Source organism: Wolbachia endosymbiont (group B) of Dolichovespula media, assembly GCF_947179505.1.
Lineage (GTDB): Bacteria > Pseudomonadota > Alphaproteobacteria > Rickettsiales > Anaplasmataceae > Wolbachia.
In genome coordinates this window covers 555,504-582,106 of record NZ_CAMXBR010000003.1, presented here as the reverse complement: position 1 = coordinate 582,106, position 26,603 = coordinate 555,504, and the positions used below count along the sequence as shown (strand labels likewise).

Below are 26,603 nucleotides of genomic sequence, written 5' to 3'. Positions count from 1 at the left end.
TGGTTCTGCCTCTTTTTTCATTTGAGAAGAGTTACGGTAATCTATCCCACACCTCAACTACATCCTCACTGAACTCTATTATCTCTACTTTTTTGAATTTATGGCAGTTATTGATGGATTCAATCTCTAAATTCCCTACAAAAGGAGTGGCATCATTACCTAAAATTTTACCACTGCGGCAGATTATCAACCTGTCGATTAAACTATGCTTCAGTAGCTCTGTGATTAACACTCCTCCACCTTCAACTAATAACCTTGTTATGCCAATTTCTGAAACAAGTTTTGATGCCATGTCTTTTAGGCAGACTTTATCGATAATGTCAGGCTCCGATGTCATTCCAGCGCGTGACCAGTTTTCATTATGCAATTGCTTGAAGTTTTCTGGATCCCAGTGTCTGGGCACTGGGATTACAGGAGAAGGCATTGGAATGACAGGAGAGTGTGTTGGGGTAACATCTGGAATAACAGGAGGTTTGTGATTTGAATTGACTATCAAATAATTAATGTTTTTTATTTTTCTCTCTATTTCTCTGTTTGTAATCACCCAAGTTGTTATTTTGTCTGCAGTCTTTGCAATGTTATGCTCTTCCTGCAATTTCCCTTGGCTATCGATAATTAGCCTTATTGGCGACCTGTCTTCGAGTCCTGGTAATCTGCAAGTTAAGAGAGGATCGTCATTGATAAGGGTACTACTGCCAATCATAATTGCATCATATTTTGCTCTGAGCTCATGTACCCAATTTCTCGTATCTTCACTTGTTATCCATTTGCTATCACCTGTAAACGTTGCGATTTTTCCATCGAGAGTTGTTGCGATTTTGCAAGCTATAAATGGTCTATGGAGTTTCTTAGTGGTAAAAAAGCCAACATTTAGTTTCTCTGCTTCTTTCTGCATAATCCCTTGTTTTACTTCAATTCCTGCATCTGCTAAAGCTTTTATCCCTCTACCTGAAACCCTACTATCTGGATCAATTGTTGCAATCACCACCATTTTTATTCCAGATCTTATGATTTCCGTAGTGCAAGGTTCTGTAACTCCAAAGTGGCAGCATGGTTCAAGAGTGACGTACATAGTTGCACCATGAGTTAAATCTTTAGCATTTTGCAAAGCAACTACTTCTGCATGTGGACGTCCACCGATTCCTGTGTAGCCTTCACCGATCACCATACCGTTTTTTACAATGATACATCCAACAGCGGGATTTGGTGCAACACTTCCAAGACTTTTTTCTGCAAGTTTTAATGCGATCGACATGAAATAATCATCAGTCATTAGAAAGAAGTCATTTCGTATGAGGTATCAAAAATTCTTCTGTGCTCGTGTATGGCAAATCTATCTGTCATACCTGAGATATAATCACATATTATTACTGAACGCTGAGATTCACAAGCAAGTTTGTTCCACTCTATAGGTAATAACCCTGGGTTTTCATAAAAGCATTGAAAAAGCTCCTGTACTATACGTTTTGCTTTGTTCATTGTTCTGGTCAGTTTATAACTTCTGTATATTTTTTCCATGTTGAATTTTTTCATCTCTTTTGTGGCATTTGCAACTTCTGGTGAAAATGTGACTAGCATATTATTTAAGCTCCTTACATCTTCTACGCTTTTTATTTTGTAGTCTTTAATATTTCTTTCAGTCTGAAAAACGACATCATTTATCATAATTCCTATAGTTCTACTCAGTGATTCATGTATGAGTTTGCTTTGAGCCAATTCTGAATATTCGCTTTTTACTTTTTTGAACATTTTGCCAATTAAAGGAACATCGAGCAAATCTTCGGTTATTACTAAATTTGCCCTGAGTGCATCATCAAGATCATGCACACTGTAAGCGATGTCATCCGCAATTGAAGCAACTTGTGCTTCAATGCTTGAAAATTCCTCAAGTTTTAGATCATATTTTTCATTATATTTTAATAATAGCTGATTATTTGTAGAAGACTCTGCGTTTTGACCAAGCAAGGGACCGTTATGTTTTGCAACCCCTTCAATCACCTCCCAACTTAGATTCATACCATCAAAATCAGCATGTTTTTGTTCAAGATAAGTTAAAATCCTTATAGCTTGAACATTATGATCAAACTCATACTTCTCCTTATCAACTTGAACTAGAGCATTCTCACCTGTGTGACCAAATGGAGGATGACCAAGGTCATGTGCAAGCGCTATGCATTCGGTGATGTCCTCATCTAATCTGAGCCTGCGTGCGATGGATCTTGCAATTTGTGCAACTTCAAGGCTATGAGTTAGCCGAGTACGATAGTAATCATGCTCATAATTGATAAAAACTTGTGTTTTGTATCCTAGTTTCCTAAACGCATTAGAGTGAATAATGCGGTCCCTATCACGCTGAAAACAGCTGCGATTTTTGTCTTCTGGCTCTTTGAAATTTCTTCCTTTTGTTTTATTTGGAAAGCACGCGTAACTTAATAGAAAATTATTGTTTGACATGTAAAATTTCTACTATAATAGGTTATCAATAATGAACGGTGGTTGTTATGTCAACAGATTACAATATTAGCTTAACTGACAATGCATTAAGGAAAATCCACTCCCTTGTAGAACAAGAAGGAGATGAGAGTTCTATTTTGCGGGTTGCAGTTTCAGGTGGTGGATGCTCTGGCTTCAAGTATAATTTTCTTATGGATCAAATAAATAAGAAGATGTCTTTGGATGACGATTTTGACGATGATGAAGACGAAGATTTTGACGATGACGAAAATAGCGAGGATTATAGAAGCCACTCCAGTTTTAGTGAAAAAGGTAAAGATATAGTAATTAATGATGAGAATGGAAACCCTGTATTAATGGTTGATAATTGTTCAGCGAAATTTTTAAATAACTCAACTATAGATTATACTGAAGATCTAGGTGGTTCTGGTTTTCAAATCAAGAATGCTCTCGCTAAGTCTCGATGTGGGTGTGGTAACAGTTTCTCGGTCTAATTCTCCCTCCTGGATCTTTTTATAATATGGGTGGTGGTGTAACACTAGAGCTAGCTTCTGTAAGTAAGAGCTTCAAAAAAAGTCCTGCTATTGTAGAAGATATCAATCTGAGTCTTACAAGAGGGCAAGTAGTTGCATTGATCGGCAGCTCAGGATCAGGAAAAACAACTATATTGCAAATTGCAGGCCTATTGGATAAGCCAACTTTAGGTGTAGTGACAATAGATGGAGTAAATTGTACGCAAGCCAGCAATAAATATAAAACTCATGTAAGAAGAAATTTTCTTAGCTTTGTTTATCAATTTCACTATTTATTACAAGAGTTATCAGTGTTGGAAAACGTTATGCTTCCTCAGCTTATTGCAAGAAGAAGCAAAGCTGAAGCAAAAAAAAAATCGCAAGCAATATTAGAAAAATTTGGTCTGGAAAATAAAGCAAGTAGTATGGTATCTGAAATTTCTGGTGGAGAAAGGCAGAGGGTTGCAATTGCAAGAAGCATTGTAAACTCTCCAAAGCTTTTACTTGCAGATGAGCCAACGGGAAATTTAGACCCAACAAATTCTTTGAATGTATTTTTGCTGTTACATTCATATGTAAAGGAAAATAACAGCTCTATGCTTATAGTAACACACAACTATATCCTTGCAGAAAAAGCAGATCACATTTTTCAGTTAAAAAACCGATCATTAGTAAAGCTGTAAATGGAAGAAACAGTACAATACAAAGCTACCTATAACTTGTACTTATTTAACCAATGGTCATTAACAGAGTGTAATTCGCATGAAATGCTTTCATTATTTTTTATACACGGACTCTTTAACTTACGCTGTTTACTTAGAAAGCATCCTGACAGCATAAACATTGCTAAAACGAGAAATAATAATTGCCTAAACATAACAAGACTTTTTTTATTTATATTAATACGTTCATTTCTCTCATTTGTAAAGTTAGGCATATTCTTTTACCCTTATCTCTTTTTTAACTTTTTTGGAGGAAGTGACTGCACTGTTTAAGCGTAGTTTTATATAATTATCTATAATTTGAGCTACTTCCTCTTCTTTATCCCTTAAAAAGTGGTTAGTATCTTCTACTATATGGTATTCCATATGGTTATTTTTTACCGAATTTATTAACCTTTGTGCTAATTCTGTTACATCGCTTTCTTCTGAAATTGTATCATTATTACTTTGTATTATAAGTCCAGGAACTGGGCAAGGAGAGAGAAAAGAGAAATCGTACTTAGTTGCTGGAAGAGAAAGGGCAACAAAACTTACTATCTCTGGACGGCGCATTGTCAATTGCATAGCTACCCATGCTCCAAAAGAAAAACCAACTATCCAAATTGGAACATTGTTAGAGTTATGCTCCTGAAGCCAATCAATAGCTACTGCAGCATCAGTTAATTCTCCTATACCCTTATCAAAAGTTCCGGTAGATTTTCCGACACCACGAAAATTAATTGTCAATGCAGAAAAGTTATTATCGATAAAAGATTCATATATAGTATGTATAATCTTACTATCCATACTACCACCATATTGAGGGTGATGATGTAAAATTAGCACAACTGGTGCATTGGTATCTTTGCTTTGATGGTATCTACCTTCTATCTTTTTTGTTGAATTATTTAAAAAGACTTCTACCATGATAACTCCTAATAAAAACCTGTTTTGACAGGTGTTGATAATGTAAATTGTTTATTAATTATGTATTAATTTCCCTGTTTTTGCAATAAATTTTTATCGTGTTAAAGTTAACATACATAATTGGTTGATGGTAAGTGACAAATAAGCCTGTGAGTTTATTCTCTCTGGAAGACAGTAGTTGCGTGTATGCTGATTATAATGCAACTGCTCCAGTGAGTAAAAATGTAAAAAAAAGTATACTTGAGATTTTGTCGAAACAAACACTAAATCCATCATCGCTGCATAAAAGAGGACAAGAAGCGAGGAAGATTCTTAAAGAGGTAAGAGATAACGTACGTGATGCTCTTAGCATTCCAGATGATAAAGAAATAGTTTTTACGTCTGGTGCAACTGAAGCAAACAACCTCGTCATGAGAGGAATGAAAGGCTATCTGCATGTAATTTCAGCTATAGAGCATCCTTCAATTCTTAATTCTGCATGTAATCCACATATAATACCCGTTAATCAAGAGGGTATTATTGACTTTTTAGAGCTAGAGAAAATTCTAAGCGAACTTGAAGGGAATAAAGTAATAATTTCAGTGATGATGGCTAATAACGAAACTGGAGTTATCCAGCCTGTTAAGGAAATAGCTAAAATGGCACATAAATTCGGGGCAATCTGTCACACTGACGCTGCTCAAAGTGTTGGGAAAATCAAAGTAAATATGGAAGATTTAGGAGTGGATTTACTTACTTTATCTGCTCACAAATTTGGTGGTATAGCAGGTAGTGGAGTTTTAATATTTGACAAAAAGCTTGTAATAGAACCTACTATAATAGGTGGTGGGCAAGAAAAAGGATTGCGTGGTGGTACAGAAAACATTATTGCAATAGTAGGTCTTTCTGCTGCATTGCAAAACATTCCAGATCTTCTATCAAAGATGGATGAAGTAGAGAAGCTGCGTGATCAATTGGAGTATGGGTTATTAAGTCTTGTCAGTGATATCAAGATCTTTGGCAGAAATTCTAAAAGATTGCCAAATACAAGTTTCATTTATATGCCGAGAGTGAAGAATGATCTGCAGCTCATGTGCTTTGACTTAAATAATATTGCAGTCAGCAATGGTTCTGCATGTTCTTCTGGAAAAGTTGGGCCTTCTCATGTTTTGCTTGCAATGGGAGCAACAAAAGAGCAAGCAGAATGTTCAATTAGAATCAGTATAGGTCCGGAGGTTAAACCGCGAGACATAGAAAAAATAGTGGATTGTTGGTATAGTATCTATAAGAAGAATGCTTTAGTAAATGCAAAAACTACTTTCACCATTCCCCTTAAATCATGATAGAGGGAATGGTGAAAGTAATTTCTATTGCCAGAGGTTGTTATAATAGTTAAATGCTGCTGAAAACCGATTTGCTTATAGTTATGGAAGAAATTCTCTAATTGCATACCACACCATTCAATTGTAGTATGTCATTTTATACTTGATAAAAACGCTGTATTGTATTATAATATATCATCAAGAGATAATAAGGAGTTACATATGTCTTATATGAAAAACGAACAGGATATTCGCTCTCAGGGCGTTTATTATAGTGCTGGACTCAGGAGTTACCTAACTAAAGTATACAATTATATGGCTTTAGCTTTAGGTATTACAGGGCTTGTTGCGTTTTTAACAGTGTTTTCTGGTCTTTTCCAGGTGATTTATTCCAATCCTGTTCTATCGCTTGTGGTAATGCTATCTCCAGTTGCATTGGTGTTTTATATGTCTTTTAGGCTTCAACACCTAAGTGCTCAGTCAACACTTACTGTATTTTTTCTATTCTCAGTTTTAATGGGAATTTCTTTATCTCATATTTTTATAATTTATACTGCAGAAAATATAGCGAGAGCATTTTTCATTACATCGATCATGTTTGGTTCTATGGCTTTATATGGTAATACTACAAAAAAAGATCTTACCAGCATGGGTTCTTTTTTGATTATGGGAATCTGGGGGTTAATCATTGCATCTATAGTTAATCTGTTTCTTGGAAGCAGTCCTCTCTATTTTGCAATATCGTTTGTATCAGTGATAGTGTTTACTTTAATGACTGCATACGATGCTCAGAGAATCAAAGATGTTTATTATAGATATAATGATGGCTCAGAAGTTGCAACTACTAAGCTGGCAATACTTGGTGCAACTAATCTTTACTTTGACTTCATCAATATATTCCTCAATTTACTCAGGTTACTTAATTTATTCAACAATAAGGATTAGATGATTTCCTTTTTAAGGGGAAATAATGAAAATTCTATAGTTTTTTTCCTAGTATCTTTAGTGGTATTGATGCTGTGTCTTGCATATGCTTCAGTGCCATTGTATAGTATCTTTTGCAAAGCTACTGGATATGGTGGCACAACGAGAAAAGCAACTAATACGACAATAAATGCAACTGACCAAAAAATCAGGGTTTACTTCAATGCTGATGTAATGTCCGGTCTGCCTTGGGAATTTAAATCAGAAACTAACTACATTGATACGAATATAGGGCAAAAAAGTTTAGTGTTTTATTATGCAGAAAATTTATCTGACCAGCCTTCACTTGGAATGGCAGTGTATAATGTCACACCTTTTAAAGCAGGTAAGTATTTCAATAAAGTTGCATGCTTCTGCTTTGAAGAACAAATTTTGCAGCCAAAACAAAAAACAGCTATGCCAGTATCCTTTTACATAGACCCTGAAATAATTCGTGACAATAGTACAAAAGATTTAAGTGAAATAACACTATCATATACGTTTTTTAAGCTTAAATAACAAACCTTTGCCTATTGTTGATTTAAATAATAGTTATGTAACAGATCTATTTAATTGGGCAGAAGCACTTATTTGTTTTTTGCACACTAAGTACTTGTATTGCGGTTTTTGGTATTGCGAATTCCCATTCTTCACTATTTGCTTTACAGGCATTCCAGTACTCAGTTAACTCTTTATTACTTTTTATAGAGTCTGGCATTTTACTGTGAGGTTTTTTTTCTAATGTATGCTCAATTAGAATTTTACAGCAATCCTTGGATTTCGTTGACTTATCTCTACCATATAATTTAGCAACATAGTCTAAAGCGGTATTTCCACCATAGTTTTCATTTGGGTTATCATTTACTTCCGCTTTTATGAGAGCATTTAATATATCCGGAGAATGGGTTAAAACACAGGTATGTAAATATCCTTTTTCGTTTTGCACATTAGCTCCTGCTTTTATTAAAACTTGCGCTAGATTTGTTAAAGTGTACGGTTTATAGTTAATGGCGATGGAAAAAAGACTATCTATTGGAAAGTGATCATAATCTTTCAAGTCAAATCTGTGATTAATATCAAATCCTTTTTTTTTCCAAGAAGTATATAAATATTTACAATAATCTCTTTTTTTATCTGATTTTTGTATTCTATATTCTAACCTTTCTTTTATTTTTTTTATTACATTGTTAACATCCAAATCATTATCTTCATCCACTTTGCACAACACATTGAATAAAACACCATAAAGCCAAATTTCTCTGTTCATGATAATTTGTGCCTCAAAACTATTAACAATACGCTTATGTAGTGTATAAACTCTAAATAACATTTTGCAAAATATTAATTGCTAGATAACATAATTAAAGTTTTTGTCTTACATTTATCATGGTTAGAGCTATACAAATTAAAAAAACTGGGAGGCCAGAAGTATTAGAATTTGTAGATAAGAGCATAGGTGAGCCAAAAGATGAGGAAGTCTTAATACGTCATACAACTATCGGCTTAAATCGTTATGATTTAGAACATAGAAAAGGTATACGCAAAATTAAAGATTTGCCATCAGTACTTGGAGTAGAGGCAGTAGGAGTTGTTGAAAAGCTTGGTAAAAAAATTAGTGATGGATTTAAGGTTGGAGATAGAGTTGGATATTGCACAGCTCTTCCAGGGGCATATTGTGAAAAGCGCATTGTACACCAGAAATATTTGATAAAAATTCCGAATGATATACCTGATGAAGTTGCTGCTGCAGTATTGTTTAAAGGTATGACAGCTCACTATTTAGTTAATCAATCTTATAAAATCAGGCCTGGTGCTTTTGTACTAGTTCATGGAGCTAATGGTGGTTTGGGGCAAATAATATGCCAATGGGCAAAGGATAAAAAAGGTATAGTGATAGGTTCTATAAGCTCTGACGAAAAAATGAAGATAGCTTTACAAAATGGCTGCACATACGCAATAAACTACAATGATAAAGATTTCGTTTCTAAAATCATGGAGATTACGAAAAATAGAGGAGTAGGTGCAGTGTATGACCCTATAGGTTACGCTACAAGCAAGCTCTCTTTTGAATCTTTGGGTAAGTTTGGCATATATGTTTCCTATGGGCAGATATCAGGTAATACTCCTATTAATTTCTCTTTACTTAGTTCGCGTTCGTTATTTGCAGCTGGAACTTCGATATATCATTACAAGCATAATAGACTTACGTTAGTGCTTACTGCAATGGAAATTTTTGAAATGATAAGAAAAAAACTTTTAATTGTACGAATTAATAAAAAATATAAATTTGATGAAATAATAGAGGCTCATCGTGACATGGAAAATAGAAAAGTAAGTGGGCTAAATATTATCAAAGTTTCTTAAATAACTTAGTAACCTAAAATAATTATTCATTAAGTCATATCAACAAGAATTTCACATGGTTAATTTTCTTTTTGGGAGAGTTAAAAGCATACAGCTGTAGCTAAACTGACTGAGATTTACCAACAAGTTTGGAAAACTTGTCATTCTGCTACTCGTTAGTGGCGTGGTAATGCAATGTTTTATCTATAGATATTATGTTCACAGTAGTTTCAAAAGAAGCTGAGTAAATAAGTTATATTTCAAATTAGATTTGATGTCACATCTAACATTTAAGTATTATAACTTCAATAGTATATGGAGCTGTTATTCTCCTTTTAAATAACTACTTTTCTCTATTTTACAATAATTTTAGGGTTAAGGTTATAGTACTTAGAAAGTTTACATTACCCTATGAATTGTTTCTGTTGCTATGACACATCCAGTAATCATAAATTCTCCTTTAATGGCATTTTGTTCTCATATTTTATATACCATTACACTCTGGGACCATACATATAGGCTAAAGTGTGCTGAAAGTCAATTAAAATTCCTTAATAAGTTGACTATATAAGTTAAAAATGCTAGTATTATATTATTAATTTTAAGTAAGAGTACATACTATGAGCTATACAAGAGAACAGTTAAAAGAGGCAAGGCAAGCAAAAAGTAGCCTAGAAAAGAAATTTGAATCAAAACTAGCACTAGCACTAGCACTAGGAGTGGCAGCTGTTACTGGGGCTCTTGCAGGTTTAGCTCTAAGTTATGTTAACTTGCCACCTCTCATTGCAGGTGGAATCATTGGTTCTGCAATGTTATTAGTATGCTGTGTAATCAGTGCTTGTTCTTTCTCAAAAACTACAAATCTCAACGATATACCAGAAAGCATGTCCGAAGAAAATAAACAAATTTTGAGAGAATATAGCAACAGTGCTGAATATAAAATTAAAAATTATGCACATACTATCAGTAGTATTGGTGTTTTTTTTGGAGTTGGAGCAGGGTTAGTTGCTCTTGGTGTCACATCACCAGCAGCTATAGGTGCTTTAACTTTTGTAGTGAATATGATTCCTTGTATTTCTTTAAATTTCTTAATTGATAAAGCAATTGAGTGCTTTTTTCCAGAAGGAAATAGACAGCCAAGCAGCTCAGTTGATAGCGATGTGAAAATTGTTGATGGGGATACGTGCAGGAGAGTATTTTAAGAAACGATAGATAGAAGTTTTTGAAGAGGATTTAGCACATTTTTTCATGTTAAGCATAATTGAATTATCCGCTCAAGTCCTCATCCTGAATAGTTAGTTGATTTTCCCACCCAAGAATCATTTTATTAGCTTGCCTTAATGTTTCAACGGAAGGCAAGTCTTCTATGCTCAGTGGTAGACGAACAGTTTTGTGTTCTGTGAGCCCAATATCATGCAGGAGTGCTTTAGTAGGTATTGGATTACTGGCAGTAAATAGAGCTTTGCAAGCTTGTTGCCAACTGTCTGCTTGAGGGTTCTTGCCACTCATGCATTGCTTAACATATTTATGTACTACACTTGGCCAAACATTGGCAGCAACAGAAACCAGACCAGCCGCACCCTTAGCAGCCATATCGGGTATCATATTATCATCTCCACAAAACACCTTAATATTTGGTGCAACTTTTTTATACTCAATTAAAGTGTAAACAGTTCCACTTGAATTTTTGATAGCCCAAAATTTTTCGTGGCTGGATAAGTTGCGTACAGTTTCAGCGTGAAGACTCACTCCTGCTCTTGATGGAATATTGTAAAGCATGGCTGGCACATGTGCTTTTTCAAGCAGCTTTTCAAACCATAAAGTTTGCCCCATGATTCCAGGCTTTGCATAAATGGGAGTTGTCATTAGATAGCCATGAATAGGCATATCCTTGCAAAAATCAAGCCATTCAAGAGTCTGATATAGATTCACTCCTGGTACACCAATTATAATTTTCGTATTTAATTTTAGCTCACATACAAATTCAACTAAGGTGCGCTTTTCAGAATCAGTAAGTGATAAGCTTTCACCTGTGCTACCGAGCAACACTACACCATTTTTAGCTTGAGCCTGCATTGCAAGCAAGCACTGCAAACTTTGGTAATCTACGCTATCTCCATTAGAATTAAAAGGAGTAACACAAGCAGTCCATAAAAATGTAGGTTTCAATTGAAGTTATTAAAATGGTATTTCATCATCGATTAGTTCATCTTTTATATCGTTGTCAAAACTTCCGTGTTTATCTTTTTGTTCTGTTTCATTTTGTTTGTATTCACTTGGCTTGTAATCAGAGCTTGACATACTGTTTCGTGAATCTAAAAGGGTAAGGGCACTATTAAAGTTGTATAGCACCACCTCTGTTGTGTACTTTTCAGTACCATTTTGGTCAGTCCATTTTCTAGTTCTCAGAGAGCCTTCAACGTACACTTTACTACCTTTCCGTGCAAAGTCTTTAACAATTTTTACTAGTCCTTCACTAAAAATTACAATATTATGCCATTCTGTCTTTTCAGAGCGAGTACCAGAAAATTTGTCAGTCCAACTTTCAGACGTGGCTATTGAAAAACTTGCCATCTCTTTTCCATTTTGTGTAGTCCTAATTTCAGGATCTTTTCCTAAATTACCAACTAATATGACTTTATTTATAGTACCACTAGACATAATTATGCTTTAAAATAAACATCTTTATTATCTTATGTGAGAGTATTATTGTCAAATTTAATTAGAAACGCGCTTGGAGGGATTCGAACCCACGACCTTTGCCTCCGGAGGGCAACGCTCTATCCAATTGAGCTACAAGCGCAGATGTATTAGATTATTTAATAGATAAACTGTCTAAATCAAACTTTTGTTCTGGATAAAGAGTAAACATAATACCTTCATGTCCAAAATTTACATTTTTAGAATTGCTTATCCTTTCTTTTGTTATCTTTTGGTTTACAGCCCATGAAAAAGTTACATAATTTTCAGTTACTGAGTGCACTTTTAAATCCTTAGTATTTATAAACAACTTTCCATTTACCCATATTTTCCATGTATCAGGGGAAAAGTATAAAATTGAATCTAAACTGACTACTTTACAATTGAAATTTTCTTCCTCTGTAACTCCTGAAGACTGTAAGTTAAACTTTTCCATCTCACTAACTATTCTATTAACCTGCTCTTCATCAAAGAAAATGCTTTTTATGCTACCATATTGCGATAAAGTACTCTCTGCTGCCTCTTTTATTATATCGTCTCGATCTATATAGCTTAGTTTATAATTGTTGATAAAAAAACACTCCTTCGCACGCAAATTTGCTATATCAATGAAATCATTTATTTCTTGATTTCCAACTTTTAAAATACTTTTTAAGTACTTCTTTTCTATAATCATTCCATTGTTGGAATGATGACAGACCATTTCATCATTGCCTTGTCTTTCTATATATACACATAAATTTTCACTATTTAACCCTAATATTTTATGCTCAATAAAATCTTCATCACTAATATGCTGTTGGCAAGAATATTTTTTACAAATCCCTATATTTTCTACAAGATCTTCACAATTGCAATATGCACTAACATTAAAAAATAGCAGCGTAAAAATAAAAAACAACTTTATATTCATCTACTTAATATGGTATACCAATCAAAAACTATACTAGCTCTCACTATCTCTATCATATTACCACTTAAAATCTGGTTTATAGCTGCAGAATCTATATTTCTCTGCTTATTCAAGGTAAGAGATCTGATCATAACATAACCAGGAAGATTTGGAATAGACTGTAGAAATAAAAAAATATGCTTATCGCTAATTGAGCTTAAACTTAGAACCACTTCACTTCTTATTACTTTTGTACGTTCACTTTTATTGTGGAGTTCAGCTTCTTCAGGTATAGAAATTGATATTTCAGGTTCTAACATGTAGTGTTTTTTATATAGCTTGTGAAGCTCAAAATTTAAATTTGTAACATATCTGCTACTATGTAAGTTTGAAGAAGAAATTCTTTTCCATAAATCTAGGTTTTTATTTAGAACGACTTCTTTCTTTTGAATTTCAATGATCTGTAAATTAATAGAGTGTATTTCCTCAGCTGCAGTTTGATTTTTATTATAAACCTTTTTGTTATAGAGAATAAAACACGTTGATAACCCTATTAATACAATAGATAACAATAAATAATATATGCACTGAATTGTAGCTTTTCTTTTTAGTTGAGAGATAGTCATCAATCTACATTGCCTCTCCTATTTCAACATCAATAGATAGATTTTTCTCTTTAGTAGTGGGTAAGCTAGAAATACTAATATCATGAGTACGGAAATTATCGTTTAAATTTTTCTGTAGTTTCTCGTATTGATAAGAAATGTCTTGACCAGATTGAAAATTAAACCTTAAAGTTGTGGTAATATAACTTTTTGCCTCATTATAATTCCACTCAAACGATTGAAGCTCTACACCTGGTACTTTTAACTTTTCTACATACTTAATTTGTGTAAGAGGAGAGTACTCTATTTTTGATAAAATATTATTTATATTAATAAAATCGTAAACTTCATCTATCTTTTTTACATTATAGCTTTGGCTAAATTTTATTAGTTTGTTATTTAAAGCACTCCGCTTTGCAGATAAATTATCAGCAACATTAAAATTTGAATACAAATTTCGCAAACAAAAGGCGTTAATTACAACTAAAACCAAGAGTAGGTATAGAAAAATTTGAGGAGAATTTAAATAAAGATAATTAAATAGATAAAATTCTTTAGTTTCTTTTGTGTTAAAAATATTTATTGGCTTATTCTTAAAGCTATGGAACAAAATTGTAGTATCACAAAAGCTATCTTTTTTGCATATAGCTAATTCTGCTCCCAATAGTTTACCTAGCTCATATGGAGTCAATATGTTCACACTATTCTCTGAAAAATTTATAACTGATAAACTAGATTTAATAGCTTCTGATACTATGATGCAAAGGTCGATAGGGTCATTTTTTTCAAATCCAAACTTAGTTAAAGATTGAATTGTATTTTTCACTTCCTGATATATTTCACCAGCAATGATTCCTGGTAAATTATCATTAGTAAATGGTATTAAACGTGTAAATATCATTTTGTTCTCTTTAAGAACCACTTGTCTATAGCCACCTGTTTTAGTTGCAGCAACTATAATTTTCCAGTTACTAGGATCTTTGTGTAGAATCTTTTTTGCTATACTGACTAGTTCTATAGGAAACATTAATATTCCTTTAAAGTTAGAGCCTATTTCAACAAACACGTCCAACCAATATTCTATTAAATGATTTGCTTTTGATGAAACAAATAGATACCACCAGTTTTGATTAAATTTATTCGGCTTTTCGACCAAGAGAATAGAATTTATATCGTTATTATGAGCAAAATGCTCTACTTTTGTTTTTGCTGATAGATAAGCACTAATCCTATTTACTCTTGGGATAGACTGTAGCAAATAGTTCTGATCAGTGTGATTGAGAACCAGATATAAGGGTGCTTTTTTATCTGATGAGAGACATGAAATTAAGTCAGAAACAACTTTATTATTTTTGTCCTTAGCAAAATATCTTTTATTTAAAGTATCATTTTTAAAATATAGTAACATTGTGCCTTCTTTTCCTATAGAAAGCATAAACTTACTTTTGGGTTTTGACCCAAACATATTAACAAAGTGTATACTCATCTAGAATTAAAAAGGTAATTTATTGAAATTCATTAAACATTAGATGACAATATTACTTACATTATAAGTTTTTGATAAAATTAGTAGTAATATTAACCCTTTTGTATGATGAAGGTTTTTTATATTTGTGCTAGACACAACTTAACCTGACAAACGAGGATTAATTATATCTCAGCTTGATATTTTATTCTCCAACAGACTGAAAATTGAATTGAGCTAAAGACTTGATTTGACGCACTTTGTTGCACATTACCATTTAGTATACTTGAACTGAACATTTTCAGTGAATCCATCTGGCATGACTGAAACTTTTGTATTCATATTTATTTTTAAGTAATTTACTAGCTCATCAACTAATATATCAGGAGCAGAAGCACCTGCAGTAATTCCTATTTTTTCTGCGCCCTGCAACCAATTTTTGTTCATACATTTATAATTATCAATCAAATAGGCTCTTTTTCCTCTGGAAATACACAGGTCTAATAAACGGTTTGAATTTGAACTGTTTTTACTTCCTACAATCAACACTACGTCTGTAATTTTAGCCAATTTTTTAACAGCGTTCTGCCTATTTTGTGTTGCATAGCATATATCTTTTAAGTCAGGGCCTGTAATGCTTGGAAATCTGAGCTTCAGTGTAGCAATAATTTCTTTGGTATCGTCAATACTTAACGTGGTTTGTGTTACATAAGATAAATTATCTGGATCTTTGATTTGTAAATTGTATACGTCTTGCATAGTTTGCACTAGAGATATAGGATTACTTACTCTTCCTATAATTCCTTTAACTTCCGGATGATTTTCATGTCCAATTAGAATTAATTCTTTACCACTATCCTCATACCTTTTTGCCTCTTTATGTACTTTGCTAACTAATGGACATGTTGCATCAATCACTTGAACACCCTTTCTTTTTGCCTCATCCTCTATACTTTTCGACACTCCATGTGCGCTAAAGATCAATATTCCTCTATTGTCTTTAATGTCTTCTATGCTGCTTACAAAAACCACTCCTTGTTTCTTGAAGTCCTCTACTATATACTTATTATGAACGATTTCGTGTAGTACATAAACTTGGCGTTCATTTTTGTATTTCTCTAAAGTGATTGTTAATATGTCTACAGCTCTTTTAACCCCTGCACAGAAACCGCGTGGTTCAGCTAAGATAATCTCCATTTTTTTTCAAATCAAGTAAGTATGTAAACATTGCTAAAAAGTAAGCTCTGCTCACTATGTTTCATATCATGACTGCTTTACTATAATTTTAAATTTATCATTACCAAGATTCTTATTAATATACCAGGAACCGTCATCTTTAATTACAAATTCAGGACCCTTGAGGTCTCTTGTTATTGTCCTTCCATCTTGGTCATCCATGGCAATATGGATATCGAATGTAACGATGTCTAGATTTATTATAGCTTTTTTCCCACTGTATGAATTTAGACTAAACTTGCCCAACATGACATCATTAATACTCACTTCTCCTGCATAAGTATCACACTGACCATCTACACAACACTCACTTTCAATATAAAAAAGGTCTGACATATTTATATCTATAAAAAAAAGAACTAAACTTGCATACTAAATATAACTTATCGTTAATAAGCAATTACAGATTACTTTGGCTACAACAATAATGCAACTGGAAGTATAACATAATTAATTGTATAAGAAACTACACTTTAGAGAAATGGTTGTTTGGTTTTTTTATTAATTTTTTTCACCATACTGTCAATCATGTGTTTTATTCCTTGATATACAGAGTGTGTACTTTCGTCACTACGCATATAAGCAGAGCAGGAAAATATATTATGCTTTTCGTCTTCTATTGATAGCTTTGTATCGCATGTTATATGTTCGCCGCCGAGCTTTTCTATCAACTGGTCTTTGTCGTCTCCTATAGTTACCTTAATCTTACTTTCTTCTTTACCTATCTTGCTACTTAAAATTAAAACAATAATGGCTGGAGATATACATATAGTTCCTATTGGCTTTTTTGCAACAAAGAACTCTGAGACTAATCTTTCAAACTCAGGCATTACTGTTTTATTTTCAGCTAAGTCAGATAAATTTTTCGCAACTCCATATCCACCAGGTACGACTAGCATGTCAAAATTTTCAGCTTTAGCTTCTCTTAAATCATTTATCTCACCTCTTGCAATTCTTGCTGATTCTACAAGTACATTCCTTTTTTCTTTTACTGCTTCTTTTGTTTTGTGATTCATAACTTGTGTGATATCAACATCAGGAGCAAAGCACGTGACTTCAACTTCCTGCTGATCAAACACAAGCAGAGTTAAGACTGCTTCTCTCACTTCTGTGCCGTCGAGGTGGCCGCATCCTGATAAAACCACAGCGGCTCTTAATTTTTTCTCACCCATAAAATACCTTGATTTCATATAATCTAGGTATTGTAATACAAATTCCATATTTGGAAAGGAGTAATTATTTTATGTCAATTATAATATAATTAGTATATATAATTAGGCATATTTATAATTGATGGGAATTGAATATGCTACAAAGTGGTACAGCAAATCCAACCAATTCGGATGAGTTAATTGAAAATGTAGTAAAATATATTAGTGGAAAAAAAGATTTGTTACAAGAATTGCAAGTTCTGTTAAGACTACGTAGCTTTGAAAGAAAAAGTGAAATTTTTGACGAATCAGATATCGATAGTATGTCTAAATTTCTGATAGAAAATAAAGATATTTTGGGGAGTGTAATAGGTCTTATATTGGAGAATTTTGAGAAAAACAAAGTTGAATCAAAAGAATTTTTGGAACAAGGAAATAAAGTAAAAGGCATGAAGAAAGAGCTTGAAACTTTAGGCAATCAACTGTTAGCTCAAGGATTGATAAGTGGAGCAGCATTTACAACATTGACAGGTGCACTAGCAGGTACATTGGCAATAGGAGGAGTGGCTGGTGCATTAATAATTGGAGGAGCAGCATAGTAGGATTTGTTGCTATAGTTGCTATTGGTTATGCTATATATCAGAATAGAAGTGAGATAAAAGAAAGCGTAGGTAAGGGTACCAGTAAAGCAGTCCAGGGTATAGTTGAATCGGGAAAAGCAGTGAAAAGTTTTGTGAAAGATGTGATCGATAAATTACCTACGATTCAAGCAAGAGAGAATAATTTTGGAAAGTTAATAAGCAATTTGACAAAACAGGGTCTTAAAGCTAATGAAGAAGAAAGAACAATTCTTGATAATAAAGTAAAAATAATAGAAATGCTTCGAAACAAAGAGCAATTAATGGCAATAAAGAAATTAGTAAAAGATCGAACCATTCAAAATTTTTCAAAAGATGATATGAGTAGACTTCTGGAAAAGGGCCTCAGTACTCATGAGAGTGATGAGAAAGCACTTGAGGATTCTATAGACAAATTAAAAGATGCAATTACTGCAGATAGCAAAACAGTAGAAGATTTTATACAAGAGGTGAATAATAAAGCTAAAGAAATGAAGCCAAGTTCTAAAGTGAAGGAGTCAAATTCTGAACAAGTTGATGGAAACAACATTACAAAATAGAATTGATGCATTTGGGGAGCGTTTTGATGTAAAAATGTATCTGTCTATCTTATTTTGCCACCCTGCTAAGCGGACACAAAAAATTACTTCCGCATATTTTAAATCTGATTATAATAACAATTATAGATATTTTTAGAGCTCAAAAATCTATCTTTGTCTGCAGACCTTTTTTATTAAACTCATAAAAAAATGTAGCGTATCCTCTTCAGTGTATACTTAATTTCTGTCATATGTGCGCTGCATTTTTTTCTAATCTTTTTTACAGGGGGATTTTATGTCCAGAATTCCAGATATTTGACCTTTACTTTAGCTAATAAAAACCAACTGGTACCTGCGGTTTTTATAGCTACGTTTCTCAAACAAGTTTTAAATGAATAGATTTCTTGCATAACTGGAATTCAAAAGTTGATGTCATTCTAGCGCGTTACGCTAGAATCCAGTCCTTTTGTGCAAAAAACGTTGTAAAGTGTTTACCAACTTAGTTGGATCCCAGTGTCAGCTACTCTGATGACAAGAAGGGAAGTACAGGTTTCAATATTTGCATGCATCTGAACAGATACAAATATTGCAATTAAAAGCATTAGACAGGCAGTAAAGGTCTTGATATTATATAATATTAAGTTCTAAACTTGGAAGGGTGGCCGAGCGGCTGAAGGCGGCGGTTTGCTAAACCGTTATACGATTGAAAAGTCGTATCGAGGGTTCGAATCCCTCTCCTTCCGTATATTATTGTTTAGGTATTCATTACAGTAATTTCACCCTCTTTTTTAATTATAAAAAAGTTAGCTAGCGTTTATTCAGTATTTATTATAGAATTAGTTATTAGCTAAATAATTTTATATGCATAAAATACTAATTTTGATATTAATAATGCTGCCGCTTAGGTTACTTGCAACTGAGATTGAAATTGTTGCAGATGTAAATGGTGAGCCAATTTCAAATTTAGATATCGAAAGACGTATCAACCTCATAAATTCATTGCTTGGCACTCAGAAGATTAATCAAAAAGAGGTAAAATCTCAAATTCTAAAACAGTTAATAGACGAAATTATCATTGTCAGCGAAGCACAGAAGATGAATATAGAATTGAGTAACGAGGAGTTAAATAATGCTGTCACGTTATTCTTAACTCAAAGTTTAAAACTTGAGGCTGATGAAGTTGATGAATACGTAAAAAAGCATAATATGGATCTCAATAACCTAAAAAAACAAGTAAAGTGTCAGCTGCTGTGGAACAAGATTATTGAAGTAGGAATTGTATCGCTTATCAATATAAGCGATAAAGAAGTGGATGACATAAGAAAACAAAAAGAGAAGCCTGATTACCTTATTACGTTTCAGGAATTTGTAATTCCTGATCAAAAAATGGCTGAAGATTTAGTAAAAAAATTACGTACCAGTAATAATCCAGAATCTTCAATAAAGATGCGCAAAGCAACCGTTAATTTAAGTCAGCTAAAAGGTACTCTCAAGGACGTTTTGGAAAGATTAGAAATCAATGACGCAGCAGGTCCGATTAGTTTAAGCGAAGGTTACTCTGTTATAAAAGTCATAGATAAGGTACAGCTCGATCATACACTGCTGGAAAGTATTTTAAAAGTAAAACAAGTTGTGGTTAAAGATTCAGAAAATTTACTCTCTAATTTTAAGGAGCAAAAGGTCAATTGTCTAAATTTTGACAAATTAGCAGACGATTTCAAATTGCCAAGCGCAAAAGAATTTAAAATAAAAATGCGAGATTTAAATCCTGATTTACAGATTTTATTTAGTAAAACAAGTACGAATGAAATAGTAGAATTAAGAGAAAATAGCACTGCAAAGCTAATGATGTTATGTGATATCAAGAGTAATCCAGTGAATATAGAAGCAATCAAACAGGAAATGTATCAACAAAAGATTATTATACAAAGCAACCTGTTATTGGATAATATGCGTAAAAATGCAGCTGTTAGTTATCGATTTAATTGAAGCTAGAGAATATTTTTCGTTTTTTACTCTATAAAAAGTTTATGAAGAATATAATGCTGATTGGTGGCGGAGTTGGAAATGCAGTATTATTTTCGATAGGAAAGGCATGTCTTGAAAACAATCATAAGGTTTTATATTTCGCTGGCTATAAAAAATTAAGTGATGTATTTAAACGAGCACTGATAGAACGTGCATCAAGTGCAGTAATTTGGGCATGTGAAGAAGGATTGATAGAAACAAGCAGAGAACAGGATAAATCCTTTCATGGTAATATAGTTGATGCAATAATCTCATATCAGCAAGGAAAGTTAGGTAAAATTACTATTAGTTTAAACACTATAGATAAAATCATCACTATTGGTTCTGCTAAAATGATGAAAGCTATAAATGAAGCTAGAAAAACAATTTTAAAGCCATATCTGAAACCAAAACACATAGCAATATCATCAGTTAACTCTCCTATGCAGTGCATGATGAAAGAAATCTGCGCTCAATGTATTCAGCAACACATAAATAAGGAAACAGGAGAAATAAGTTTTGTTTATAGTTGCAGTAATCAAGACCAGGATATGGAGCTTGTTGACTTTGATTTTTTAAGTGAGCGCTTGAAGCAAAATAGTTTACAAGAAAAGCTCACTGCAAAATGGATAGAACATGTTCAAAGACACTAAACAGCACAAAGAGGAACTAAGGAAGCAATATAGAACCATAAGAAAAGATGTTGATGAAAGTTATTCTAGTTATGCAGCAAATTCTCTTGTTAATCTCTTTAACAAAAACTTAAGTTGCGTTAAAGGTAAAACAATAGCAGCTTACATTCCAATAGACGGGGAAATTAATGTTGTGCCTTTGATGCATCATTTACTCGATTTAGATTATAAAGTAGCAGTCCCTAATAAAAACAAGTTATTAAAATTCGAAGAATGGAATAAAGCAGATGAAGATATAATCTCCGATACAATCATTACTCCTGTTATTGCTTTTGATGATCATTTTAATAGGTTAGGTTTTGGCGGTGGTTGGTATGATGAAATGATAAAAAAATTACGGCCACTTGGAAAAATATTTATAGGTGTAGCCTATGAGAAGCAATATTGTAAAAATTTACCTGTAGAAAAACATGATCAAAAATTGGATATTATAATCACTGAGATATGTGTTAGATTTGAAAGTGAATTGCTCAAGAAGGCGGATAGAAAGGAGTAGCATAGTCTCCCTCTTTCTGATAGTAATTGCTTATCTGTTCAGATGCATGCAAATATTGAAACCTGTACTTCCCTTCTTGTCATCAGAGTAGCTGACACTGGGATCCAACTAAGTTGGTAAACACTTTACAACGTTTTTTGTGCGAAAGGACTGGATTCCAGTGGGCTTTGTTGCATAGCACCTTAAGCAGTGATGGTTTACGACAAATTTATGTAATGATTTCAAATTTAGCCATACCAATACCAGTGAATTTGTTGAGCAAATAGCACTTAATTAGTAATTCTTTTTCACGGTTTACTTCAGATTTATTCCTAAACAAATACTTGCTTCAACCTTGAGAAAAATCCTTCTATGTAAGATCTTTTTCCATAAATTGCTTCCTTTTTCCACTCTTTTACACCATCTTGTCCATATAATTTTATTAACCTAATAGCAGCATTTCTGTCAGACATATAATCTATTTTTGAATGTTCTGCTGCATCCTTTTTTGGTAGAACTTTTGTCTTTATATCGTATTTCTTACACAATTTATAAAGTTTTTGCCTATCGTATGCCCTATCTGCATATAATGCTTTTATTTTGTGCTGAAAATTAACTTCTTCAAGCAAGCTCCATAGTGGTCAGAGTAGACGCCATTACTGTATCTTGCAGCTATAGCTTTTTTACTATTCACACTTAACATGTAACTTTCTTACTTGCTCGTAGCTTCGGTACTTTCTATCTGCACTGTTTTCCTTACTGTGGCCAGGAGTGTTACTGTAAATTTGTACTATCTATGATAATTTCAATATTTTCCATGTTGCTTTTATCAATCCTGCAATCATTTATCTTAATATTAAGTTTTTTTTGATGCTTGTGAATAGCTGATAACTGCCAAATTTTTTCCTATTTGTTGCAGATATCCTTTTACAAACCCTACCGTTTGTCTTAAGCCAATTCTAAAAAGATTAACGATTATATGCACCAAAATCACAACTTTATCACTATAAATATAGTTACCGCCCTGCATTTTTGGACTATTTTCATACCAATTTTCGATAGCTTCATCGATGTAACGAAAAATATTCCCCCTTTTTTCAAGGAATTTGTTATATTCGTTTTGGTTACTGATTTTCATTTTCTGTGGCATATTTTTTCTTCAACAGTTAAATGGCTGTTTTATAATGAATTTTGTCAGTAGCCACCAGATTTTTTCAGTTGCTATGCAACAAAGCCATCCCAGTGTCACGCACTGGGATGACAAGAGAAGGAAACACTGGGATGAGAGGAGAGGAAAACACTGGAACATTTATTTTTGAAAGTAAGTTGCATAGTAGATGATGTCATTCCAGTACTTGATACTGGAATCCAGGAATTTTGATTCTAAATTAGGTATTGGTCTTAAATTAAAATAAACGTTTGTGATGAGATTATATGAACACTGGATCCCAGTGTCGGGGCACTAGGATGACAGGAAAAGGAAACGCTGGAATGAAAATAGAAGATCTAATTCCTTATATCAATTAATTCTCATCCACCTTTTATGTTACATAAACTCATCACTTTTATAGAACATCTCATTAAAATCATTCAAAATTCCAAAATCTTGATTTTTAATAAATAGATGCCCATCTGCAATATAGGACTCAGCAAGAGTAAATGGTTCATCATGATGCTTTGATGCTGGCCTAACAATTTCATTGTACAAAACCATTACTTGCTCATAATTGTATCCACTACCATCATGATATTTACCACGTATAGTGTCATAAAAATTTCTTACATCATCATACGTAACTTGCAGTTCTACCTTATATTTCCCTATTTCAACAGCCTCACCCACTTTGATTTTTAAAGGATGCTGTGATTCTTCTTTCACATTATCTATAACAATTGTTTCCTCTTGCTTCTCTTCGTCTCCTCTTATCGATCTTTTACTCCTTTCTTCACTCGCAGGTTGATCTGCTGGCATTTGGTCTATATCGTTAGATTCTTCTTCTTGCATAATAATTTTTTTGAGATAGCTAAGCATATCCTTTCCAGCTTTTTCCCAAGTTGCAGCTTCTTTTGAAAGCTCACGATAATAAGAATCATTATCGCCTTTGCTATCTATTACATCTCTTGCTAGTCCTTTCTCTTCTGCCCATAACTCAGCATGTTCAACAAGTGTCCTGCCATCTTTACCTACAACGTCAACGTCAGCTTTGTTTTTTATTAGATATTCTATTGTATCTAACTTTCCATGCCTCACTGCATGAACTAAAGGTGTCCAACCATCATTATCCTGAGCATTAATATTCGCACCTTTTTCAACTAACTGCTCTATAATCTTCTTATTCCCAAGATCAACAGCAAGATGCAAAGGTGTTAAGCCGTAGCTATCCTGAATATCAATATCCGCATTATGCTCTATGAGATATTTAACTACTTCCATATTTTTCATGTGCATGGCAAAATGTAGTGGAGATTTACCAGAGCTAATATCACGGGTATCAACATCTATACCACGATCTATTAAGTATTTAGCAATTTCCGTATGTTTTAGCTCAATTGCATAGTGCAGCAGTGTTTGAGCTGACGTGTTTTTGATACCAAGATCTGCGCCATGCTCAATTAAACTCTTAACTATTTCCGCATTCCCTAGCTTAATAGCAGCAAGTAACGGAAAAGTATAATAACTTTTACTATTAGGATCTGCGTTATGATCTAATAGATACTTCACTATTTCTGTATTACCTGAATAAATAGCACTGTATAATGGCGTTTTGGAATAAGCATCTTGAATATTAGGATTTGCACCACGATCTATTAAGTATTTAGCTATCTCTATATTTCCAGACTCAATAGCATAGTGTAAAGGTGTCTTATAATACACATATTTAGTATTAGTTTTCTGATAATAATTGTCATGAACATTAAGATTTGCTCCATGATCAATAAGATATTTTGCTACTTCCGTATTTCCTGACTGAATAGCATAATGTAGTGGCGTTTGTCCATTATAGTCTCTTGTATCAATATATGAATTGTGTTTTAGTAGCGTTGCTACTTTGCTTAAATCTCCCAATGAAGCAGCAAAATGTAAACTAGTCGCACCTGTTACCTTATTTATCTCGTTTACTTTTCCTATAGTATTTTCTACATTATTGTCATCAATATTCACCTTTAAGAAATGCTGTTTATTATACTTCATAACTTTTGTTGTAACAGCTTTTCCTTGTTCGTCTTCACTCGCTTTTTTAGCAGGTTGCATAGAATCTTCTCTACTGACACTTGATTTAGATTCTATCTTGGTTTTATCACCACTTACATTATGTACTGGGCTATAACCATATAGACCCTTGCCTGCACTTTGTTGGCTTGTTGAACTTTCAACACTGTTAGATTCAACAACATTATATTCCATATGTTGTTCACCACTCAGCTCAGCTTTGACCCACTGTTTAAATTCCTGAGTATAACCTTTTAGCTCAGTCAAAAAATCCTCAAATAATTTATTACCTTGAGACCTATTTGCACCAGATTTAGAAAGGCTCTTGAGCAAATTATCAATCATATCTGGGTGTTTATCTTCAAGAAATTTGATCACTTGTTCAGCATCCGAATGATAATGTTCCCCTTTATTACTCCAAATATTATTGCGCAATATTTCATCTGGTTTGAGACCTTTATTCTTTATTGCAATCAAGGCCTCTTTATCTCCGTGGTCATTGACATGCCGACCATCTTCTAAACTTGCCATATAGTTAGCAACCCCTTCATGCATAGCCTTAGATAAGACATCACCTGTACCATAATAGGAATTAATGATAGTTAAGGCGTGTCCCAATTCGTGTTTCAAAGTTTTACACGAGTCATCAAATTGGTCTTGTAGATAAAAATAAACATGAATTTCTGAGCCACGCCCTTGAACTGTTAAGCCAGAAGCGCCTTTATAGTTAACGTTCAACTCCTTAAGATAATTTTCGTAGTCACTCTTTGTATTAAATACGAAAACATTAACTTTATTTGGTATGTTGTGCCAAGGCTGAGAATTATTAATGCCAAATGCTGAATCAAAATCTTTTATAGTACTCTCGATGGCATTTTTTACACTACTCAATTTGCTCTGAGTTAATTCCTCATCATCATATTTTATATTTATTTGAAGCTTGTGTTCGCCGAAAGTCATAACTTCACTATCTGGCACAAGATCTGCCACAATTTTATCGCCACTTTTTACATCCATCCACTGCTTAAATTCTTTTTCAACTTCTGAGTTATTCAAAAGATGCTTGAATTTTGATATCGCTTCTACTCTATCGAAGGACATCTCAGTGAGCAATTGCTTTATGAATTGAGGATGTTTTTCTTGTAGGAATGTCACTAAGCAATCTGATATTCTATAGTCGTTAGACATACTTGCTATTTTATATGGTGTATCATGCCCAGATTCATGCATTTTATTGTATGCTTCTTTTGTATAATGCATATCGCGAGTGCTTTCTTTTTTAGCTGCATCGTAGCTCCACATGAAAAGCTTCATACCGGTACGTAAAACTTCAGGTACTGTATCCATATTACCGGTAGAGTACTCAAGAAATGCATCGCTCATTTTTTCCATTAAAATTTTAGATTTTGCACAAAGTAAGCCATTTACATCTCCAACAATAAAGGTCTTTGCTATCGTGCCGTCAGCTTCGTGTGCTCTTACTGTTCCACCACCCCATAATTCTCTATGGTCCTTACCACCTGAAAGTTCCTTGATGTGAGCTTTGTAATCATCGTAATTTTTCAGCACATAAAGCTGCAATTTTACTGGACCAGAATGAACGCTTTTTTGTGAATAGAAATTATCAGACCAGGCTCCATAAGCATCTTTTACAGTTTGTTTTATATACTCAGGGGTATAACTAGCTCATCCCCCATATTTTACTTCTATTGTAAGCTGATCGTTTATTACTATACTTTCTTTATTTGGAAATAATTTTTTAATCAAAGTTTGTGATTTATCATATCCAGAATTTGTTTTAAATTTCATATT

The 26,603-nt window shown here is 33.3% G+C and carries 25 protein-coding genes, 2 tRNA genes and 2 pseudogenes; 13 read left to right on the top strand and 16 right to left on the bottom strand.

Annotation, left to right across the window (positions count from 1 at the left end):
• Window positions 1–31 precede the first annotated feature (31 nt).
• Window positions 32–1,273: a bifunctional diaminohydroxyphosphoribosylaminopyrimidine deaminase/5-amino-6-(5-phosphoribosylamino)uracil reductase RibD gene (gene ribD / locus OM967_RS05345; RefSeq protein WP_250120183.1), complete on the bottom strand. Its 1,242-nt coding sequence runs from the start codon at window positions 1,271–1,273 to the stop codon at window positions 32–34.
• Window positions 1,273–2,454 carry a deoxyguanosinetriphosphate triphosphohydrolase gene (locus OM967_RS05340; protein ID WP_211907561.1) on the bottom strand — a complete coding sequence of 394 codons (1,182 nt, stop codon included), beginning with the start codon at window positions 2,452–2,454 and terminating at the stop codon, window positions 1,273–1,275. The genes ribD and OM967_RS05340 overlap by 1 nt, the downstream gene beginning before the upstream one ends.
• 47 nt (window positions 2,455–2,501) lie before the next feature.
• Between OM967_RS05340 and OM967_RS05335 the strand changes: the two genes are divergently transcribed.
• The gene (locus tag OM967_RS05335; RefSeq protein WP_264337751.1) at window positions 2,502–2,948 is read left to right on the top strand and encodes a HesB/IscA family protein; all 447 of its coding nucleotides are present in this window, start codon (window positions 2,502–2,504) and stop codon (window positions 2,946–2,948) included.
• 26 nt (window positions 2,949–2,974) lie between these two features.
• On the top strand, window positions 2,975–3,649 hold the full coding sequence (locus OM967_RS05330) for an ABC transporter ATP-binding protein (protein ID WP_010407030.1): 675 nt from the start codon (window positions 2,975–2,977) through the stop codon (window positions 3,647–3,649).
• A gap of 29 nt (window positions 3,650–3,678) precedes the next feature.
• On the opposite strand, the gene OM967_RS05325 is transcribed toward OM967_RS05330, so the two are convergent.
• Both OM967_RS05325 and OM967_RS05320 read right to left on the bottom strand, forming a co-directional pair.
• Window positions 3,679–3,903, bottom strand: coding sequence for a hypothetical protein (locus OM967_RS05325; RefSeq protein ID WP_006014264.1), 225 nt, complete (start codon window positions 3,901–3,903; stop codon window positions 3,679–3,681).
• Complete coding sequence (locus OM967_RS05320; protein WP_211907559.1) at window positions 3,896–4,594, bottom strand: alpha/beta hydrolase; 699 nt, start codon at window positions 4,592–4,594, stop codon at window positions 3,896–3,898. Before OM967_RS05320 ends, OM967_RS05325 begins: the two co-directional genes overlap by 8 nt.
• A 134-nt stretch (window positions 4,595–4,728) precedes the next feature.
• On the opposite strand from OM967_RS05320, the gene OM967_RS05315 reads away from it, so the two are divergent.
• The 3 genes from OM967_RS05315 to OM967_RS05305 all read left to right on the top strand — a co-directional run bounded on the left by OM967_RS05315 (window position 4,729) and on the right by OM967_RS05305 (window position 7,377).
• On the top strand, window positions 4,729–5,916 hold the full coding sequence (locus OM967_RS05315; protein WP_250120184.1) for a cysteine desulfurase family protein: 1,188 nt from the start codon (window positions 4,729–4,731) through the stop codon (window positions 5,914–5,916).
• 201 nt (window positions 5,917–6,117) lie between these two features.
• The gene (locus OM967_RS05310) at window positions 6,118–6,840 is read left to right on the top strand and encodes a Bax inhibitor-1/YccA family protein (protein ID WP_264337750.1); all 723 of its coding nucleotides are present in this window, start codon (window positions 6,118–6,120) and stop codon (window positions 6,838–6,840) included.
• Window positions 6,841–7,377 carry a cytochrome c oxidase assembly protein gene (locus OM967_RS05305; RefSeq protein ID WP_211907556.1) on the top strand — a complete coding sequence of 179 codons (537 nt, stop codon included), beginning with the start codon at window positions 6,841–6,843 and terminating at the stop codon, window positions 7,375–7,377.
• Between the two features lie 46 nt (window positions 7,378–7,423).
• Here OM967_RS05305 and OM967_RS05300 read toward each other — a convergent pair whose 3' ends face one another.
• The gene (locus OM967_RS05300; RefSeq protein WP_264337749.1) at window positions 7,424–8,188 is read right to left on the bottom strand and encodes an ankyrin repeat domain-containing protein; all 765 of its coding nucleotides are present in this window, start codon (window positions 8,186–8,188) and stop codon (window positions 7,424–7,426) included.
• Between the two features lie 56 nt (window positions 8,189–8,244).
• Between OM967_RS05300 and OM967_RS05295 the strand changes: the two genes are divergently transcribed.
• Together OM967_RS05295 and OM967_RS05290 are read left to right on the top strand one after the other, a co-directional pair.
• Complete coding sequence (locus OM967_RS05295) at window positions 8,245–9,222, top strand: quinone oxidoreductase family protein (RefSeq protein ID WP_211907555.1); 978 nt, start codon at window positions 8,245–8,247, stop codon at window positions 9,220–9,222.
• Window positions 9,223–9,821: 599 nt separating this feature from the next.
• Window positions 9,822–10,403, top strand: a complete 582-nt coding sequence (locus OM967_RS05290; protein ID WP_264337748.1) for an AI-2E family transporter — start codon at window positions 9,822–9,824, stop codon at window positions 10,401–10,403.
• 64 nt (window positions 10,404–10,467) lie between these two features.
• On the opposite strand, the gene dapA is transcribed toward OM967_RS05290, so the two are convergent.
• The 9 genes from dapA to elbB all read right to left on the bottom strand — a co-directional run bounded on the left by dapA (window position 10,468) and on the right by elbB (window position 17,271).
• Window positions 10,468–11,370: a 4-hydroxy-tetrahydrodipicolinate synthase gene (gene dapA / locus OM967_RS05285; RefSeq protein ID WP_264337747.1), complete on the bottom strand. Its 903-nt coding sequence runs from the start codon at window positions 11,368–11,370 to the stop codon at window positions 10,468–10,470.
• Window positions 11,371–11,379: 9 nt separating this feature from the next.
• A complete protein-coding gene (gene ssb / locus OM967_RS05280; protein ID WP_211907552.1) occupies window positions 11,380–11,862 on the bottom strand; it encodes a single-stranded DNA-binding protein in 483 nt (160 codons plus the stop codon).
• A 68-nt stretch (window positions 11,863–11,930) separates the two neighbouring features.
• A tRNA-Arg gene (locus OM967_RS05275) sits at window positions 11,931–12,004 on the bottom strand.
• A 12-nt stretch (window positions 12,005–12,016) separates the two neighbouring features.
• Window positions 12,017–12,814, bottom strand: a complete 798-nt coding sequence (locus tag OM967_RS05270) for a hypothetical protein (protein WP_211907551.1) — start codon at window positions 12,812–12,814, stop codon at window positions 12,017–12,019.
• Entirely contained in the window at window positions 12,811–13,419 is a 609-nt protein-coding gene (locus tag OM967_RS05265) for a hypothetical protein (RefSeq protein WP_211907550.1), read from the bottom strand. Before OM967_RS05265 ends, OM967_RS05270 begins: the two co-directional genes overlap by 4 nt.
• A 4-nt stretch (window positions 13,420–13,423) precedes the next feature.
• Window positions 13,424–14,884, bottom strand: coding sequence for a hypothetical protein (locus OM967_RS05260; protein ID WP_264337746.1), 1,461 nt, complete (start codon window positions 14,882–14,884; stop codon window positions 13,424–13,426).
• 249 nt (window positions 14,885–15,133) lie between these two features.
• On the bottom strand, window positions 15,134–16,060 hold the full coding sequence (gene ispH, locus OM967_RS05255; protein ID WP_211907549.1) for a 4-hydroxy-3-methylbut-2-enyl diphosphate reductase: 927 nt from the start codon (window positions 16,058–16,060) through the stop codon (window positions 15,134–15,136).
• Window positions 16,061–16,126: 66 nt separating this feature from the next.
• Window positions 16,127–16,435: a hypothetical protein gene (locus tag OM967_RS05250; RefSeq protein ID WP_211907548.1), complete on the bottom strand. Its 309-nt coding sequence runs from the start codon at window positions 16,433–16,435 to the stop codon at window positions 16,127–16,129.
• 137 nt (window positions 16,436–16,572) lie between these two features.
• Window positions 16,573–17,271: an isoprenoid biosynthesis glyoxalase ElbB gene (gene elbB / locus OM967_RS05245; RefSeq protein ID WP_211908742.1), complete on the bottom strand. Its 699-nt coding sequence runs from the start codon at window positions 17,269–17,271 to the stop codon at window positions 16,573–16,575.
• Window positions 17,272–17,405: 134 nt separating this feature from the next.
• Between elbB and OM967_RS05240 the strand changes: the two genes are divergently transcribed.
• The 6 genes from OM967_RS05240 (at window position 17,406) to OM967_RS05215 (ending at window position 21,601) form a co-directional block, all read left to right on the top strand.
• Complete coding sequence (locus tag OM967_RS05240) at window positions 17,406–17,849, top strand: hypothetical protein (protein ID WP_246433105.1); 444 nt, start codon at window positions 17,406–17,408, stop codon at window positions 17,847–17,849.
• A gap of 122 nt (window positions 17,850–17,971) precedes the next feature.
• Window positions 17,972–18,427, top strand: a complete 456-nt coding sequence (locus OM967_RS05235) for a hypothetical protein (protein ID WP_250120188.1) — start codon at window positions 17,972–17,974, stop codon at window positions 18,425–18,427.
• Between the two features lie 631 nt (window positions 18,428–19,058).
• Window positions 19,059–19,149 (top strand) — tRNA-Ser (locus tag OM967_RS05230).
• A 118-nt stretch (window positions 19,150–19,267) separates the two neighbouring features.
• Window positions 19,268–20,395, top strand: coding sequence for a SurA N-terminal domain-containing protein (locus tag OM967_RS05225; protein ID WP_250120189.1), 1,128 nt, complete (start codon window positions 19,268–19,270; stop codon window positions 20,393–20,395).
• 41 nt (window positions 20,396–20,436) lie between these two features.
• Window positions 20,437–21,066 carry a ferredoxin reductase domain-containing protein gene (locus OM967_RS05220; RefSeq protein WP_211907546.1) on the top strand — a complete coding sequence of 210 codons (630 nt, stop codon included), beginning with the start codon at window positions 20,437–20,439 and terminating at the stop codon, window positions 21,064–21,066.
• A complete protein-coding gene (locus OM967_RS05215; protein WP_264337745.1) occupies window positions 21,050–21,601 on the top strand; it encodes a 5-formyltetrahydrofolate cyclo-ligase in 552 nt (183 codons plus the stop codon). The genes OM967_RS05220 and OM967_RS05215 overlap by 17 nt, the downstream gene beginning before the upstream one ends.
• A 208-nt stretch (window positions 21,602–21,809) precedes the next feature.
• Here OM967_RS05215 and OM967_RS08250 read toward each other — a convergent pair.
• Window positions 21,810–22,730 (bottom strand): annotated as a pseudogene (locus OM967_RS08250) (IS5 family transposase).
• 396 nt (window positions 22,731–23,126) lie between these two features.
• Window positions 23,127–26,600, bottom strand: a pseudogene (locus OM967_RS05200) (ankyrin repeat domain-containing protein).
• Window positions 26,601–26,603: the final 3 nt, after the last annotated feature.